The 16,229-nt window shown below is 47.3% G+C and carries 17 protein-coding genes; 3 read left to right on the forward strand and 14 right to left on the reverse strand.

The window, feature by feature from the left end:
- Positions 1-103 precede the first annotated feature (103 nt).
- Both OXH39_12320 and OXH39_12325 read right to left on the reverse strand, forming a co-directional pair.
- Complete coding sequence (locus tag OXH39_12320) at positions 104-454, reverse strand: STAS domain-containing protein (protein MCY3551236.1); 351 nt, start codon at positions 452-454, stop codon at positions 104-106.
- A gap of 60 nt (positions 455-514) precedes the next feature.
- Positions 515-862: an STAS domain-containing protein gene (locus OXH39_12325; GenBank protein ID MCY3551237.1), complete on the reverse strand. Its 348-nt coding sequence runs from the start codon at positions 860-862 to the stop codon at positions 515-517.
- A 279-nt stretch (positions 863-1,141) separates the two neighbouring features.
- Here OXH39_12325 and OXH39_12330 point away from each other — a divergent pair, with 279 nt between their 5' ends.
- Positions 1,142-1,885 carry a JAB domain-containing protein gene (locus OXH39_12330; protein ID MCY3551238.1) on the forward strand — a complete coding sequence of 248 codons (744 nt, stop codon included), beginning with the start codon at positions 1,142-1,144 and terminating at the stop codon, positions 1,883-1,885.
- 10 nt (positions 1,886-1,895) lie between these two features.
- Here OXH39_12330 and rlmB read toward each other — a convergent pair whose 3' ends face one another.
- The 7 genes from rlmB to eda form a co-directional block, all read right to left on the reverse strand.
- Positions 1,896-2,639, reverse strand: a complete 744-nt coding sequence (gene rlmB, locus OXH39_12335; GenBank protein MCY3551239.1) for a 23S rRNA (guanosine(2251)-2'-O)-methyltransferase RlmB — start codon at positions 2,637-2,639, stop codon at positions 1,896-1,898.
- A gap of 39 nt (positions 2,640-2,678) precedes the next feature.
- Complete coding sequence (locus OXH39_12340) at positions 2,679-2,918, reverse strand: hypothetical protein (protein MCY3551240.1); 240 nt, start codon at positions 2,916-2,918, stop codon at positions 2,679-2,681.
- A gap of 26 nt (positions 2,919-2,944) precedes the next feature.
- Positions 2,945-4,810 (reverse strand): 3D-(3,5/4)-trihydroxycyclohexane-1,2-dione acylhydrolase (decyclizing), encoded by a 1,866-nt coding sequence (iolD, locus tag OXH39_12345; protein MCY3551241.1) that lies wholly within the window; start codon positions 4,808-4,810, stop codon positions 2,945-2,947.
- Between the two features lie 125 nt (positions 4,811-4,935).
- Positions 4,936-5,943, reverse strand: coding sequence for a 5-dehydro-2-deoxygluconokinase (iolC, locus tag OXH39_12350; protein ID MCY3551242.1), 1,008 nt, complete (start codon positions 5,941-5,943; stop codon positions 4,936-4,938).
- The gene (locus OXH39_12355) at positions 5,940-6,716 is read right to left on the reverse strand and encodes an aldolase/citrate lyase family protein (GenBank protein MCY3551243.1); all 777 of its coding nucleotides are present in this window, start codon (positions 6,714-6,716) and stop codon (positions 5,940-5,942) included. The genes iolC and OXH39_12355 overlap by 4 nt, the downstream gene beginning before the upstream one ends.
- Positions 6,717-6,729: 13 nt before the next feature.
- Complete coding sequence (locus OXH39_12360) at positions 6,730-8,667, reverse strand: serine/threonine-protein kinase (GenBank protein MCY3551244.1); 1,938 nt, start codon at positions 8,665-8,667, stop codon at positions 6,730-6,732.
- Positions 8,668-8,762: 95 nt separating this feature from the next.
- On the reverse strand, positions 8,763-9,422 hold the full coding sequence (gene eda, locus OXH39_12365; protein ID MCY3551245.1) for a bifunctional 4-hydroxy-2-oxoglutarate aldolase/2-dehydro-3-deoxy-phosphogluconate aldolase: 660 nt from the start codon (positions 9,420-9,422) through the stop codon (positions 8,763-8,765).
- Positions 9,423-9,628: 206 nt separating this feature from the next.
- Between eda and OXH39_12370 the strand changes: the two genes are divergently transcribed.
- Both OXH39_12370 and OXH39_12375 read left to right on the forward strand, forming a co-directional pair.
- On the forward strand, positions 9,629-10,975 hold the full coding sequence (locus OXH39_12370; GenBank protein MCY3551246.1) for a hemolysin family protein: 1,347 nt from the start codon (positions 9,629-9,631) through the stop codon (positions 10,973-10,975).
- Between the two features lie 27 nt (positions 10,976-11,002).
- Positions 11,003-12,364, forward strand: coding sequence for a hemolysin family protein (locus OXH39_12375; protein ID MCY3551247.1), 1,362 nt, complete (start codon positions 11,003-11,005; stop codon positions 12,362-12,364).
- Positions 12,365-12,440: 76 nt separating this feature from the next.
- Here OXH39_12375 and OXH39_12380 read toward each other — a convergent pair whose 3' ends face one another.
- From OXH39_12380 to OXH39_12400, 5 genes are all read right to left on the reverse strand, one after another.
- Positions 12,441-13,205, reverse strand: coding sequence for an SDR family NAD(P)-dependent oxidoreductase (locus OXH39_12380; protein MCY3551248.1), 765 nt, complete (start codon positions 13,203-13,205; stop codon positions 12,441-12,443).
- 174 nt (positions 13,206-13,379) lie between these two features.
- On the reverse strand, positions 13,380-13,958 hold the full coding sequence (gene folE, locus OXH39_12385) for a GTP cyclohydrolase I FolE (GenBank protein ID MCY3551249.1): 579 nt from the start codon (positions 13,956-13,958) through the stop codon (positions 13,380-13,382).
- A 61-nt stretch (positions 13,959-14,019) separates the two neighbouring features.
- Positions 14,020-14,847: a 6-carboxytetrahydropterin synthase gene (locus OXH39_12390; protein MCY3551250.1), complete on the reverse strand. Its 828-nt coding sequence runs from the start codon at positions 14,845-14,847 to the stop codon at positions 14,020-14,022.
- Between the two features lie 35 nt (positions 14,848-14,882).
- Positions 14,883-15,176, reverse strand: a complete 294-nt coding sequence (locus OXH39_12395) for a hypothetical protein (protein ID MCY3551251.1) — start codon at positions 15,174-15,176, stop codon at positions 14,883-14,885.
- Positions 15,177-15,354: 178 nt separating this feature from the next.
- Complete coding sequence (locus OXH39_12400) at positions 15,355-16,203, reverse strand: sulfurtransferase (protein MCY3551252.1); 849 nt, start codon at positions 16,201-16,203, stop codon at positions 15,355-15,357.
- Between the last annotated feature and the right edge of the window lie 26 nt (positions 16,204-16,229).

A 16,229-nucleotide genomic window follows, 5' to 3' on the forward strand; every position in this document is an offset into this window, starting at 1 on the left:
AGACATCCCCTTATAAGCGCAAGGCAGTAGAACGTTACCCGCAAGTTTCCGATATTCGTAAGACTGCTTGCGCTACAACAAAACTAAAGTTAGCCTAATCTCATTAGGGGTGCTGTAGCAAGGCAGCAACAGCATCATCCTCGCTTTCAAAACTTTTGAAAACGGTGATTAATCGCGCCATGACAATGAGATTTTTGACATGCTTGTTTACATTAATCACTGCTATCTGCCCGCCACGCGGATGGATATCGGAATAGATTTTCATGAGTGCACCGAGCCCGGAACTATCCATCCCAGTTACTTCTTTAAAGTCAAAGAGTAGTTTGGGAGGTGAGGTCTCGCCTCCAAGTGCGTCCTCTACAGTTTCCGAAAACTCTTTGACACCTGGGGTGATAATCCTACCGCTCAGCCTGAAAATAACGATCCCTTCCTTCTCAGACACGGTGATTGGCATAGTATACTCCTAACGCTACCGCCCATTTTAATTGTTAGGTGGGTTTCCCCATCACAACACTTAACCTTCGTTTGACAGTGCCGAAATTGCAGCATCCTCGGTATCAAAATGTTCAAAGATACTGACGAGTCGGCTACGGACTATCAGGTTTTTGATATTTGTTCCGACATTGATGACCCCGATACGACCTTTCTTTCGCGTTGCAGCGACATGGGCACCCATTAGCGTACCGAGACCAGAACTGTCCATCATATTGACCCGGTCAAAATTAATGAGGATGCGTGGTGCTTCGGACGCATCTATCTGTGAAGTGATTGCTTCCCGTAATTCGGATACTGAAGCTCCCATTATTTTCCCGCTCGGTTCCAAAATCGCAACGCCATCTCTCTGGCGAATCGTAGTTGCCATGATTCTCTCCTTCTTCGTTTGCTTAGAAACTGAAATGTCAACCCACTTTTTTAAATTCTACACTATTTCAAACTATTTGTCAATATCCAATTTAGATGCAAGTGCACGAATATTTTGTCAAGCGTTAGGATTGAGATAGATTATCTTTTTTTGTCTAATTTTCTGATTACACGGATTGCACACAAAAACTTTAGACGCTCACACCGTCAGATTTTGTTTGTTTTTAACACCGAAACAGAGTATAATAGTGGCGAATTTATATTGGCAGAAAGGAAAACAATGTACAAAGCGAACCCTCGAATTAAGGATCTCCCCGAGGATGAACGTCCCCGTGAAAGACTCCGTAAATATGGACCAGAGAGCCTGAGAGATTCCGATCTCTTAGCCCTCATTCTCAAAAGTGGCTTCAAAGGGACAACAGCTGTTCAACTTGGCGAACAGATTCTCACGGCGTTTGAAGGTGATCTGAAGCGGATGGCTGATAACAGACTCAAGCAATTTGAGAAAATTAAAGGCGTTGGTGAAGCGAAAGCGGCACAGATCGTCGCGGCGTTTGAACTCGGAAAACGGTTGGCACGCTTTCATGCGGATCGCGACAAGATTACGTCTCCAGCTGATGTTGCAGACCTGATGATGTCTAAAATGCGGTACTTACAGAAAGAAGTCGTTTGTGTCTTGTGCCTTGATACCAAAGGCGGTGTGACAACCAAAGGTGTCGCTGGTGATTTGGGTGGCGATTTGACTTGGGGGAAAAAATTGTCAGAGGGAACAGTTTTTGAAGGCACTCTAAACGCGAGCGTTTTTCACCCACGCGAAATCTTCCGATTCGCGATTGAGGAGTCAGCGAATTCAATCGTTCTTGTTCATAACCACCCATCCGGCGATCCGCAGCCGAGTCAAGAGGACATTCGAGCGACAAAACAGTTAATTGAGGCTGGAAATCAAATCGGGATTAAGGTGCTGGATCACATCATCATTGGCGACGGGATATTTGTTAGTCTGAAAGAGGAAAATCTCATTTGAGGGCGCGGATTTAGGACGCACTCCGTTGTCGGATCACCTCGTATAACAGAACACCGGCAGCCACTGACACATTGAGGGATTCAATCTTTCCTAACATCGGTAAATAAACAAGATAGTCGCACTTTTGCTTGACTAACCGCCGAATGCCTTTACCTTCACTTCCTAAGACAAGGCACAACGGCACCCTAAAATCCGCATCTGTATACGGACAAGAGGCATCCTCGGTAGCAGCACCAGCAACCCAGATACCCGCGTTTTTAAGTGTGTCTAAGGTTTGTGCAACGTTTGTTACTCTAACGATAGGGATATGTGTGGATGCACCTGCTGATGCTTTGTGCACAGCGGTTGTAATACCAGCAGCACGGTTCTTTGGGATGAGAACAGCATCAGCATTCACGGCATCGGCAGTCCGGAGGATCGCGCCAAGGTTCCTTGGGTCTTGAATGTTGTCTAACATGACTAACAACGCGTTGTGCTTACTGCGTTCTATTTTCGCGAGTATTGATTGTAAGTCATTATAGCGCGTCGGGTTGACAAGGGCGATGACCCCTTGATGTGGTAAAGAGGGTTCGATCCTATCCAACTCGCGTCGGGTGCAACGTTTTATAGGGACACCTGCTTCTGTTGCCATTGCGACAATACGGCGAATACGGGAATGGGTTGTGCCTTCAGCAATCCAGATTTTTTCTATCTTTTGAGTCCCGTGCTGTAGGTACTCTATAACTGGGTTTCTGCCAACAATGTATTCGGGCATATTGGAGTATGGGCGAATAGGGTTATCCGCCCTTACAGGTTAGTCCCCACGAATGAATTTAATATCTGGACCGCGCGGCTCAATCTTAATATCTGGGTCTGCGGTTTGGCATCCGACACAGGTGATGTCACCGATATTTGCATTCTCCATGCGCGGTGCAAGTTTTCCCAACTTAAACACAAACCCTAAGATGTCACCTGCCGGAATTTTCTGATCACATGAATCGCAGGGAATAGCTACCCCCGATTTGACTTTCGCTAAAAGTTCTGATGCTTTCATGACTTGCCTTTCGTTCGCAAAATTGATTAGAGAAAGTAACGCTCTTTTTGCTTGTCCGATTCGTACTCTTCGTACGCCTCCTGCGCCGAGTCCACTTCGGAGACTTGGGCAACAGGCACATCCCACCACGATTCGTAGCGCGGAACCCCTTGGTAGTAATCTACATCAATCTTCACGACGGTTGTATGCGCTGCTTCGCGCGCCTCATGCAGGGCGGCTTTCAGACTTTGCAAGGTTGTCGCCTCAATTACCTTGGCACCAAGACTGGCGGCATTTGCAGCGAGATCTACCGGTAAAAAATCTCCTTCAAGTTCACCGCTTTCTTCGTCCCGATAGCGAAAGCGGGTAGCGAAGCCTTGGACACCGGTCGCCCGAGACAATCCACCGATGCTGCTATGCCCCTCGTTGTTCACGAGCACGACAATTAGTTTGTAACCTTCCTGAATTGACGTGATGATTTCCTGTGCCAACATCAAGTATGAACCGTCGCCCACCATGACATAGACATCACGACTCGGATCAGCCATTTTGATGCCTAATCCACCAGCGATTTCGTATCCCATACACGAGTAACCGTATTCCAAGTGGTACTGCTTCGGATTACGGGTTCGCCACAACTTATGTAAGTCGCCGGGAAGGCTACCCGCGGCGCAGACCATAACATCCTCAGGACGCGAAAATTCGTTCACCACGCCAATCACTTCACTTTGACTTGGCAACGGCGTATGTCCAAGGTGATAGAGTCGATCTACCTCTTCTTCCCATTCGTCCCGATATTTCTCAATTTGCGCGGCATAGGTTGCGTCAACGCGGTAGTCTCCTACAGCAGCGGCAAGCTCCTCAAGCGCGACACGGGCATCTGCAACTAACGGTAAAGCCGCATGTTTATACGCATCAAACTCAGCAACGTTGATATTGATGAAACGGACGTTCGGGTTTTGGAAAGCAGTTTTGGAAGCAGTTGTGAAGTCGCTTAAGCGTGTACCGATCGCGATCACTAAATCCGCCTCTCGTGCGGTAATGTTCGCTCCGGGTGTTCCAGTTGCTCCTATTGCCCCAAGATTCTGTGGATGATTGTATGACAGCGAACCTTTTCCAGCGAAGGTTTCACCGACAGGAATACCGGTTTGTTCTACAAATTGGGCAAGTTGCGCTGTGGCTTCGCTATAGATAACACCACCACCGGCGATGATTAAGGGACGTTCACTCTCACGAATCCATGCGACTGCCCGATTAAACAAATCCGCATCAGCACGGGGGCGGGATATAGTATAAACGCGCTTTTCAAACAGTTGTGCGGGATAATCGAACGCCTCGGCTTGTACATCTTGCGGAAGTGCTAAAGTTACAGTCCCTGTTTCCGCCTGTGATGTCAGCACCCGCATCGCTTCTGGCAGTGCAGTGATTATCTGTTCTGGTCGATTAATCCGATCCCAATAGCGTGAGATTGGCTTGAAGCAATCGTTCACCGAGTAATCTTGTGAACTCGGAGACTCCAATTGTTGTAAAACTGGAGCAACTAAACGGGTGGAGAAAATGTCCCCCGGTAGTAAGAGGACGGGTATCCGGTTAATTGTTGCCCCCGCTGCACCAGTAATCATATTCGTTGCGCCTGGTCCGATAGACGTTGTGCAGGCAAAGGTTCGCAGGCGGTTGCTCATCTTGGCAAATGCGGCGGCGGTGTGCACCATTGATTGCTCGTTCCGAGTCTGATAGAAACGGAAGGAATCGGAATACTGATGTAACGCCTGTCCGATACCGGCAACGTTTCCGTGACCGAAGATTCCGAACATACCGGCGAAAAATTGGGTTTCGTTCCCGTCTCGTTCAACATATTGTTGTTGAAGAAATTGGACGATGGCTTGTCCCATCGTGAGTTTTCGTGTTTCCATATCTTTTATTTTCCTTGCGGTTCGTTGAGGAGGGTTTTCTGAGAACGCTCCTTTCCCTTGAGGAAAATGCTTCTCCTTTACTAAAGTGGTGTATGTCTGCGGTCCGAGGCCCCAGACAAGATATGTTACCATCCGCCGCGTTCGGCGACAAATTCGTCAACTTCGGACATTGTCGGCATAAAATTGGCACAACCGTGCCGCGTTACGACAATTGCACCGGTTGCGTTGCCAAGGCGGGCAGATTTTTCCCAATCCCAACCGCTGAGATGACCGTAAATAAAACCGCTCGCGAAGGCATCTCCGGCACCAAGCGTATTGTAGACCTCAACTGGAAACGGCTCGGCGTGAATGACTTCGCCGTTCGTTAGATAAACATCCGCGCCTTCAATACCACGTTTTACGATGAGTGCCTCTGGACCGGCACCTAAAAGCGTCTCAATAGCAACTGCCATATCACCCTCAATCGTTGGATTTGAGATTTGAGAGTGTTCAATTGTCAGTTGTGAAGCATTTGTAAGCGTGGCTGCTTTGATTTCCTCTTCTGTTCCGATAGCGATATCAATATAGCGCAAGGCAGATCTCATAACAACACCAAACGCTCTTGGATCGTGCCACTGATCTGCTCGGAAATCAAGGTCGAGGAAGACACGATTGCCGAGTACTTGTGTCTGTTCTGCAGCATAGAGGGTCGCGCTACGGCTCGGTTCTTTGCTCAAGCCTGTCCCGGATATCAGCACTGCTCGACTTTCAGCGATCGGTGCAGCGAGAACATCGTCAATGGTGAGTTCAATATCCGCGCAGTTGTCGCGGTAATAGATTAATGGAAACCGATCTGGTGGTTCAATACCCAGCACGACAGCACTCGTTCGGTGTCCCGGTTTCTGTGGAATAAACTGGGTCTCAACGCCTTCGTTTTTCAAAAATTTGAGCAGAAACTCCCCGACAGGATCCTCGCCGATGGCGGTAAGGAGCACGGCTTGAAATCCGAGCCGCTGAATACCGACACTGATGTTCGTGGGACATCCACCGACAAAGGCACCGAAACTTTTAATGTCTGGAAATGCGGCACCGATGTCATTCGCGTAGAGGTCTAAAGAACTTCGTCCGATTGTGAGAATATCGTAAGTTTTCATTTTGAAGTTGCTGCGTTTCTGAATTTCTGATGCTCCTCAGCAAATTTACGGGTTAGCAGAAAAGCGTCATTTCCGCATGCGATGAGTTGAACCCCCAAGCTCAGCCACTGTTCACCACTCTCAAAGTCGTTGACATAACAACCCAAAGGGACATCGTGGGCTTGTGCGAGCCTGATGATTTGTTTTATAGCGTCTAAAAGTAGCGGATGGTCCAGCTCACCAGAGATCCCCATAGATGTGGATAGGTCATAAGGACCGATGAATACGACATCTAACTCACCAGTGGTGAGGATGTCATTCAGGTTTTCAACGGCTTGAACGGTTTCAATCTGCCCAATGGCGAGGATTTCCTGATTTGCGCTGCGGACGTATTTTCTCGTATCAAGTTTTGTGAAGTCTCCATAATCGGTGTGTCCGATGCCAAACGCGACACCGCGGTCGCCTTCAGGCGCGTATTTTGTCCATTTTTTAATTTTTTCAATATCTTCACGAGATTCGACACGAGGAATCATAACACCCGTCGCACCAGCATCAAGTACCCGTGAAACAAAATGGCGTTCAAGTGCGGGTATACGCACAATACACGGGAGATTTGAACCTCGCGCGTTCCGAATTATCCGCCCCATAGTTTCTATGGAAAAGGAACTATGTTCTAAGTCTGCAATAATAAAGTCTGCGCCAGCATTCGCAAGCAGCGTGGCAATCGCGGCACCACCGAATTCAAGTACAAATGTTCCAACGAGCACTTCCCCGCGTTTCAAAGATGCTTTCACGGATATAATTCCTCTAATTTTCGATTGGGATTTCCGACATCAATTTCTGTGCTTCGCTAACCATTTTTGTCGGTACGGACATCTTTTCACCGATTGCGAGGATTAACAAATAGAAATCATAAGCGGTTTGTAATTCGCCATTGAGGTGCGCACTTTCAGCAGCGTTGAAATAGCAAACGGTTGCCATTCTGTGACATTCTTCAACAAGAGATGGGATATTCGCATAGCCATGGTTATAACCGGCAAGAATATAAGATTTTCCGGCTTCTTCCCATGAACGCTGTAGTTCAAATTGACGTGCGAGGCGCGTGTAATAAACCGCGCCCTTTTTGGCATTTTTTCTGGCGAGACGCTGTTTCTCTGCGACTGTGTAAGCGAAGCGGGCGCGCGTATAACAGTTGGCGACGAGCTCTAAATCGTCTTTCCTGAGAAAGTTGTTCGCCTGTTTTTGGTAGAACCTACCGAGCCTTCTATAAAGCGTATGATACTGTCGGGTCCGTCCCTGTTGTTCATAGATTTGAATTTGTCGGAAGATGCGAAGGGCTTCCTCTTCGTGAGGGTATTGGATATCGCTATGAACCTGATCAAGTAGGAATTCCGGTGAGGCTTCTTCAATTACGAGTCGATAGCTGCCAGATGCCCTGATTCGGGGTTGTATCGGTGTTACATCAATTATTTCTTCTTGTGGGACAGATATTGACTGTTCAAGCCATTCACGAAGGACCGCATTTTCATTCTCTGGTAATTTCTGAATGAGCGCAGCAATTTCCTCAACGGTTGGACTTACTGGAAGGACAATACCTGCAGTACTAAGTTTTTTGAACAGGTTATCTACAGTTTTGGTTACGCCTTGGTCGTCAGTAGAAAGGTGGCTTGCTCTGTGAATTTCTGCCAATGCGCTCGGGTAGTCTTGGTTTTCGATATAGCGTGTGGCGAGTGTATAATGTCTTTGAAGCTCGGCTGCCAGCTTTCCGCGTTTAATACCTTCCTCTTTCTGCCGCCGTTGAAAAAAGAGATTCTGATTCATCCGTTCTGCATCTGCAAGCGAAAGACGGAACGTTTTTCGGTATCGTTCGAGTGCTTCTATTAACCTTGAGTTATTGGAAGTGACGCTTGCATTGATAAGCTGCGAAGCTTGCTTGACGTATTCATCTTGGCGAATCCGATCTAACTCTTCATACATCTCAGACGCACTTTGATGACGTTCTTGGAGTTGTCGATGGAGCGCCTTCTGTAAGAAATTGCGGAGTACTTCCGGGCATCTGTGGATTTCTTCAATTTCGCCAGCTGCTTTCTTTTTATCAATTTCTTTATTTTCGCCTGAGAAGGGAAATCGTCCAGTTACCGCTTGATACAAAATTAATGCAGTGGAATAGAGATCAGCCCGGTAATCATAGGCACCATAGTGCTGTTCGGGTGCCATGTAGCGTCGAGTGCCAGCCATAGTTTCAGCGAACTCGGTTGTCTCACCAAATATACGAGCGATGCTGAAATCGGCGACTTTCGCTTGTTTTTCAGTTGTGAGTAGTATATTTTGCGGTTTGATGTCGCGGTGCATAATCTTGTGCGTATGCGCTTCTTCGAGTCCACGACAGATGTCCAAACCGATATTGAGTGTATCTGTTAAGCTGAGTGCCCCTTCCTGCATGAGGTCGTGAAGACTCTTGCCCTCAACATACTCCATCACTATCCACGCGACATAGTCACCCTCTCCGGGTTCAACGGTATGAATAGAGACGATATTTGGATGTCCCCAAATCTGTGACATTGCCTGAAACTCGGTTAGCAAAAACTTCATTCTACTGGCAGGATAGGCAGTTTTTGCCAAGGCTTTAATCGCAACAGTCCGGTTCGTCATCTCTTCGCGGGCGCGAAAGACCGACGAGAACCCACCCGAATTGAGAAACTCAAGCAATCTATATTTACCTAAGATTAATTGGTCAATCTGCATAATGGTAGCTTGAACGGGACAGGATACGACTTTATAGTAATAAAATTAACAAAATTAAGATTAATTGTCAATACAAAAAGACATTTTTAACAGGTTTAAGCCAGATTATCCGCTGAACGGGCGCGTTGCACCTCTTTGACAAGCCTCTCAGCCCTCTCGGTGAGCGTTGCAAATTCACCAGCTGCAATGAGTTGATTATTAACAAGCGCACTTCCGACTCCCAATACGGTGGCACCGGCAGTGATGAACTCAGCAGCGTTTTCCGCGCTGATGCCGCCTGTTGGAACGAGCGGAATCTGAGGCAGAGGTGCTTTCACGTCTTTGATATAGGCAGGACCTACACTGCTTGAAGGGAAGACTTTCACATAATCTGCTCCTGTTTCCCATGCGGCTAAAATCTCTGTTGGCGTAAAGGCACCGGGAATAACGACTTTGCCGTAGCGGTTACAGATCTCAATTACGTCTGGTTTCGTAACTGGACTGACGATGAATTCAGCACCAGCCAGCATCGCCGCCCGCGCTGTTTCTGCATCCAGTACCGATCCTGCACCAACGAGAACGGCCTCTCCATACGCCGATGAAACATCGTTAATGACTTGTAACGCATCCGGGGTCGTCATCGTCACTTCAATTACGTTAACACCGCCAGCAAGAATTGCTGCTGCCGTCTCAATTAACTCATTTGCGCTGTTGGCACGAATTATAGCGACAATACCACACGCTTCAATCCGTTGCATTTGTTCTAATTTTGTCATGGACCTCCTTTTAATTGCTTGAGGTTACGAGGTACTTCTCAATATCCATCTATAAAGTAATGCTTAAAAAGGTGATATTTTTTCTTGCGATTTTTCTGTTAATATGCTATCATTAAACATACAAAGCAAGCCGGATTACAAATTACCGCTAATAATGGCACTTTTCGGCACACGAGCTGCGCTGATAAATTGTCTCCTAAAAAAGAATGGAAGTTGTTCCACTACTCCCTTATCTGCTCGGTTTAACAGGGTTACTTGTCCTCTCAGGATTTTTCTCCGGATCTGAGACGGCTTTATGTGCACTTACTCAAGTCCAAATTGAGCGACTCCGTCTTGAAAAAGGCGGTGCATCTGCAATTGTCAATTTTGTTGACAACCCACGCAGATTGTTTATTACCGTTCTGCTTGGTAATAACCTTGTCAACGTCTCGTTCGCGATCCTCATGCTATGGCTCGTTAAGCGAGTTCTCCCCAGCTATACAGAGGTTCTCCACTTTGCCACAGCCACAGCCGCCAGTGTCCTCCTTATGCTCATCTTCGGTGAGATGACTCCGAAGAGCTTCGCAATCAAACACGCGGAATTCTTTGCGAAAATAGCAGCACCCCCGCTATGGGTATTTTCCGTTCTTATTTCACCGTTACGTTCTTTATTGCGCAAAATCATCGATTTTCTCATCCCAATATTCGGTGGACATCCATCACCTACAGAACACCTCACAGCATCAGATCTTAAAGAAATCCTTGATACTTACCAAGAGGAAGCACTTCCAGCCGATGAACGAGAAATTGTGGGCAATATTCTTCAATTACGCGACATTGAGGCGAAAGAAATTATGGTGCCACGTACTGAAGTCATCGCAGTTCCAACGTCAAATACCATTCAAGAAACACTAAAGCAGGCAAAGGAACATGGATTTTCACGCATTCCAGTTTATCAAGAGCAAATTGACAATATCTGTGGTATCTTCTACGTTAAAGATTTTGCACTGTGGCGGCACACTGCAATAGATTCACTGACGATTGATGCCTTCCTTGAAAAACGGGACCAGATTTCTGAGGTACCGTCCAGTACCTCTCTCATCCGTGAATGTTTCTTCGTCCTTGAGACCCGTAAAATTGGGATGTTGTTACTACAACTTACACGTGAAAAAACCAAAATGGCGATTCTTCAAGATGAGTACGGCGGTGTTTCAGGAATTGTCACCACCGAAGACATTGTTGAACAGGTCGTCGGGGATATTGTTGACGAACACGACAGAGACGATTCTCCGCCTGATTTTGTCAAACACTCTGAAGAACCGTTGTTACTTGAAACTTCCGGACGTATGAGCATCCGGGAACTCAATCAGCAATTTGAACTAAAACTCAGTGAAGATGACGCTGACACTATTGGCGGTTATGTCCTTGGTCTCTTCGGACGAATTCCGTCCGTTGGCGAATCATATACCGATGAGAACGGCATCAAATTTGAAATTACCACTACAGAAGGCAACGCTATTACAGGTTTGTTTATCAAAATGCCGGTTACCCACGAAACTAAGGCGGAAGCATAACAACAACAGATACCGGATACAAAGCAATTGAAAATTCTTCTATTATCGCTCTTTTTAATCGGTGCGAGTAGCACAGCGCAGATCGCTGTGCTAAGTTCGTTTGTGCTGGCAGTTCTTATCTGTCTTGTCCTGTCAGCTTTCTATTCCGGTTCTGAAACAGCCTTAGTGTCTGTCAATAAAATCCGGATTAACCAACTTGTTGAATCCGAGAATACCAAAGCGGGTATCATTCACCGTTTAGTAGAATCACCGCAGCGGATGCTCGCACTCACACTCGTGGGAACGAACCTTGCAAACGTGCTTATCGCACAATTCGGTGAAGGACTCGTCTCGCGCGGATTCCCAAACCTCACGGTAAGTCTACAAGGTGCCATTGCGACTGTTGGCATAACGACCTTGCTCCTTATTTTTGGAGAAATTTTACCGAAAACTATCTTCCGTGTCAAGGCAGATGCGTTAGCACTGCGCTACGCCTACCTCTTACGCCTCTCTGAATGGGTTTTAGCACCGCTTATCTATTTCGTGCAAACTTTGACGCAGTTCATCGTTAAACCTGCAGATAAAGGGTCAAGCAGACCAAGCCCTGATGCTCAACGTGAAGAGTTACGCCTCCTCGCAACGATGGGTGAACGTTCCGGTAACTTGTACACAGACCAGCGACGGATGATTCATAGCCTGCTCAATCTACAAGATCGGACAGTTGAACAAGTTATGGTCCCACTTGTCGATATCGTTGCGATTGAAAAAAATACAAGATGCGAAGATTTTTTGCAAATCGCCGCTGACTCCGGCTTTTCAAGAATCCCAGTCTACGAGGAACAGATTTATAATATCGTTGGGATTGTCAACCTCCTTGATGTTATTTACAATGATGTTGAATCAGAAACTGCCTTAAATTCTCACGACGAATTGGACGCTCTGCCCGAAACGGTTGAACCGTTTATCCGAAAGGTGTTGCACGTCCCCGAATCCAAAAATATCAATGCGCTTCTCAAAGAGATCCAGCATACTCGGCATACGATGGTATTTGCTGTTGATGAGTATGGTGGCACCGTTGGTCTTGTCACTATCGAAGACCTGGTTGAAGAAATTGTCGGCGAATTTGCCGATGAACGCGATGCTCCCGAACTTATCCGTTTAATTGCAACTAACATCCTCGAGTGCGATGGAAGAACCGAAGTAGATCTTCTTGAAGAACATTATGGGCTCGCAATTCCTGAAGGTGACTATGAGACTGTCGCCGGTTATATTCTGGATCGGACCGGTACTATTCCGAAAACTGGCACTGAACTTGATTTAGATGATGCTATCATCACAGTCATAGATGCCGATCCACGTGCTATCCGCAAGGTTCGCATCCGGCGACGACTCGGACGTTTTACCTCTTAACATTCACAGCTACAGCGGTCTAATTCTTTATACTATTAGGTTATTTGATGTTAGACAGGATTTAGGCACATTCCGTTTAAAGAATTCCGAGCGGCGGCATTACAACGATTTCCTCGGTCACCATACCGGGCGGCTGCTGACAGATAGAGATAATCGTATCTGCAACATGTTCGGGTTTTAACATTTGGTCAAAGTCGGGGTGTTGCGGGACATCATCCCAAAATGGTGTATGCACCGAGCCGGGTAGCACTGCAGTAACTCGAACATTCTGCTGGCGAACCTCACTGGCTAAAACTTTTGTTAGTGCTAACGCCCCTGCCTTTGCGGCGCAATAAGCAGCCGAGGCTTCAAACGCTACCTTTGCTGCGATCGAAAGTACGTTGATAATTTGCCCACCACCTTGTGCCAACATGGACGGAAGCGCATACTTCGCGCAGAGGTAAATCGCCTTTAAATTTGAATTAAGGACCGCGTCCCAGTCGTCCGGAGCGAAATCAACAACTGGTCCGAAATGACCGATTCCGGCGTTGTTGACAAGGATATCCACGTGTTGGTAAACATCCAGGGTCCGTTCAATCAGTCGCTGCACAGCATCCGCGTCAGTGACATCTGTAGGAACAGCAAGTATGGAATCGGGGTTAGAAACCCCTCCTACGCTAAGCTCGCGTGCCACCTGTTGGAGTGTTTCGCGTGTTCGGGCAGCGAGCACAACTTTCGCACCTGCTGCTGCGAAAGCGGAAGCGGTTGCTTTACCTATTCCTTTTGATGCCCCGGTAACCACCACGACCTTTCCGTGAAGTCTTCCTATCTCTGTCGCATTAGGATGACTCGGAGAAACCATGTTCACCTCCACATTTCCACTACGCGCTTGAATTCGTTAATGTTGGTGCCCACAACGACAAAAAAGTTAGGACTTGCGCATATCCGTTCTGTGTGCTGGCGTGGTTAGAAGCTTCGTCCGATGTAAATAGACACCAACCAGAGATGCGGGTACGTAAGTCCTGAGAAAGCATATTTAGGATATTTGGACGCACCTCAAAAACTCTGCCCGCGTTGAACTATCCTCGCGGAAGGCACCGCGCATGACATTCGTTGCCATCCTCGGTGCTTGTTTTTCGACACCGCGTGCCATCATACACAGGTGTTGCCCCTCCATCACGACCGCGACACCTCTCGGATCAAGTGCGGTTTCGAGTGCCTCGGCAATTTCACGTGTGAGACGTTCTTGTACTTGCAAACGTCGAGAAAACATATCCACGATGCGCGGGATTTTACTCAGACCGATGATCCGGTTTTTCGGAAGATACCCAACGTGACATTTGCCCCAAAAAGGGAGGATATGATGTTCACAGAGACTGTAAAATTCAATGTCTCTGACAATCACCATTTCGTCAAAGTCTTCGTCAAAGATAGCACCGTTCAGAATATCATCAACGTTTTGATGGTAGCCGCTTGTCAAAAATTCCATCGCCTTCGCGGCGCGGTGTGGCGTTTTCACCAAGCCTTCGCGGCTCGGGTCTTCACCTAAAGTCTCAAGAATTTTGGTGAACAGCCCCGTTAATTCTGGGGTAACGTTAGCCTGATCAAACTCCATTATATTAAAATATGTCTCCGTCGCGCTCTTTTTTCCTACGCCTACTGCACAGAGAAACAGATCACTCGCCATAGTAGTCGAAATGATTTTTGGGTGTTTCCCGTAAGCGAAGGCGGTGTAAAACCACCGGGCGCAAGTTCGGTTCCAGCACATCCCAAAGCACTTTGACAAAGTTCTCCGAGGTTGGATTGAGCATCTCAAACTCAGGCGTATCAAGATTCAGATGCTTGTAATCGAAACGTGCATAGACCTGTTTATGAACGACCTCGTCAAGAAGATTCAAACCCGCAACCAGACCGGTTCTCGCATCCACGTCACCTTTTACGGTAACTTCAAGCACATAGTTATGCCCATGTCCAGCTGGGTTATTACACTTTCCGAAGATGTCCAGGTTCTCTTCGTCACTGAGCGCGTGGCTGTGCAAGCGATGGGCTGCACTGAATTCGTAGACTTTGGTAAGATAAACCATCAGTTCTTCCCCATAGTAGTCTGTAAAATTCGTGGCACTCTCGTAAAGTCGCACTCTGTGCAACATCCGATCTGGTAGAGACAGCACAAACCGTTGCCAAATCTCAATAGCGATGTTCTCACATGTCGGTTGCAGGTGCGGTTTCTTCGAGAAAACCGGGTGCTGACGGTTCAGATGCTTGTGATCGTAATTGGCGATTACTTCCGTCTTCAACAAAGCGTCCAAGGTCACCAAATTGATAACCATACCGTCATCCGCATCCACACTACCTTTGACCATTACTTCAAGCACATAGTTATGCCCGTGGCTGTTTGGATTTGCGGATGCGCCAAACAACTCAAAGTTCTCAGCATCGCTTAATTCAGGGATACGGTTGTAATGTGATGCCTCAAACGCTGTCTGCCGGGTTAAGTAGTACATCGGTTTTTGCACCGTTAACTTGTGTGCTTAGCGATCTACGCATTGTGCCGCGGAGGTACTACGAGTTCGTCACCAACGGACTCATATTGGACTGTCATAAGCCATTCGCCTGTTCCACGTATCTGGACATTGCACTTTTTCAGCCACTCGATTAAGGTGACGCTGTCGCGTGCCTCCCATTCGCAAACCAATCGTCCTGACAGCGTATCGCACAAGACTCGGATGCTGCTTACGTCGGCGTTTTCTTCTTCTTTGAAACGTTTCAGTAGACGTGCGACATCTTGACGCGTCATGCAGGCGATTGCATGAGTAGAAATAAATTTAGGCACTTTTAATTTTACCTTGCGGAGGAATAACGGACGCTTCGACTTTGATAGACGTTCCTCATATCCGCTCTCCATTACATTACGAGCTACAGATTTTGTGACTATCTCAAGAGGTGACCTCTGTTAGACGAACACCGCTTAAAGGATAACTGAAAACCAAAAACCGACAACCATTCTTCCTTTAGTCGCGTGCGATGGGTGCTCCGACAAGATTACCCCATTCTGTCCAGCTGCCGTCGTAGTTGCGGACCTTCTCATAACCGAGTAGATACTTCAGCACAAACCATGTATGCGATGAACGTTCGCCGATACGGCAATAAGCGATTGTTTCTTTACTATCGTCAACACCTTCACCACCGTAGATGGCTTGCAGTTCGTCGTGAGACTTAAAGGTGCCATCCTCAGCCACCGCTGTCGCCCACGGGATATTCGCGGCACCTGGAATATGGCCGCCACGTTGTGCAGTTTCGCTCATACCGGGCGGAGCAATGACTTCGCCGATGAATTCAGCAGGTGAACGAACATCAACAAGGTTAACAGTACCTTGCCCGAGTGTGTCTCGAACGTTACCCGCTGTGGCGCGAACGTTGTCATCAGGAAATTTCGCTTGGTATCCAGTACTGGAATGATCTGGCACATCGGTGACAAGTGCCCTACCTTCATCAATCCATTTTTGGCGACCACCGTTCATCACTTTCAGCAGACTTTCATCGTGCCCGTAATAGCGGAATTGCCACAAGGCATAAGTTGCGAACCAGTTGTTATTGTCGCCATAGAAGATTACTGTCGTATCGGTGGCGATACCACTATCATTACAAAGTGCCTCAAACTGATCTTTCGTGAGAATATCGCGTCGCACTTGGTCGCACAATTGCGTTTCCCAATTTAAGCCGACTGCGCCAGCGATATGTCCTTCAGCATAAGCCGAGGTATCAACATCAACTTCAAGCAGTCGGATACCAGCATCACCACCGTGTGCAGCCACCCATTCTGTACTCACCAAAACATCAGGATTTGCGTAATCAGCCATTTCTGTTTTCAAGCCTCCTTGTTCTG

It is taken from the genome of Candidatus Poribacteria bacterium (assembly GCA_026702755.1).
Lineage (GTDB): Bacteria > Poribacteria > WGA-4E > WGA-4E > WGA-3G > WGA-3G.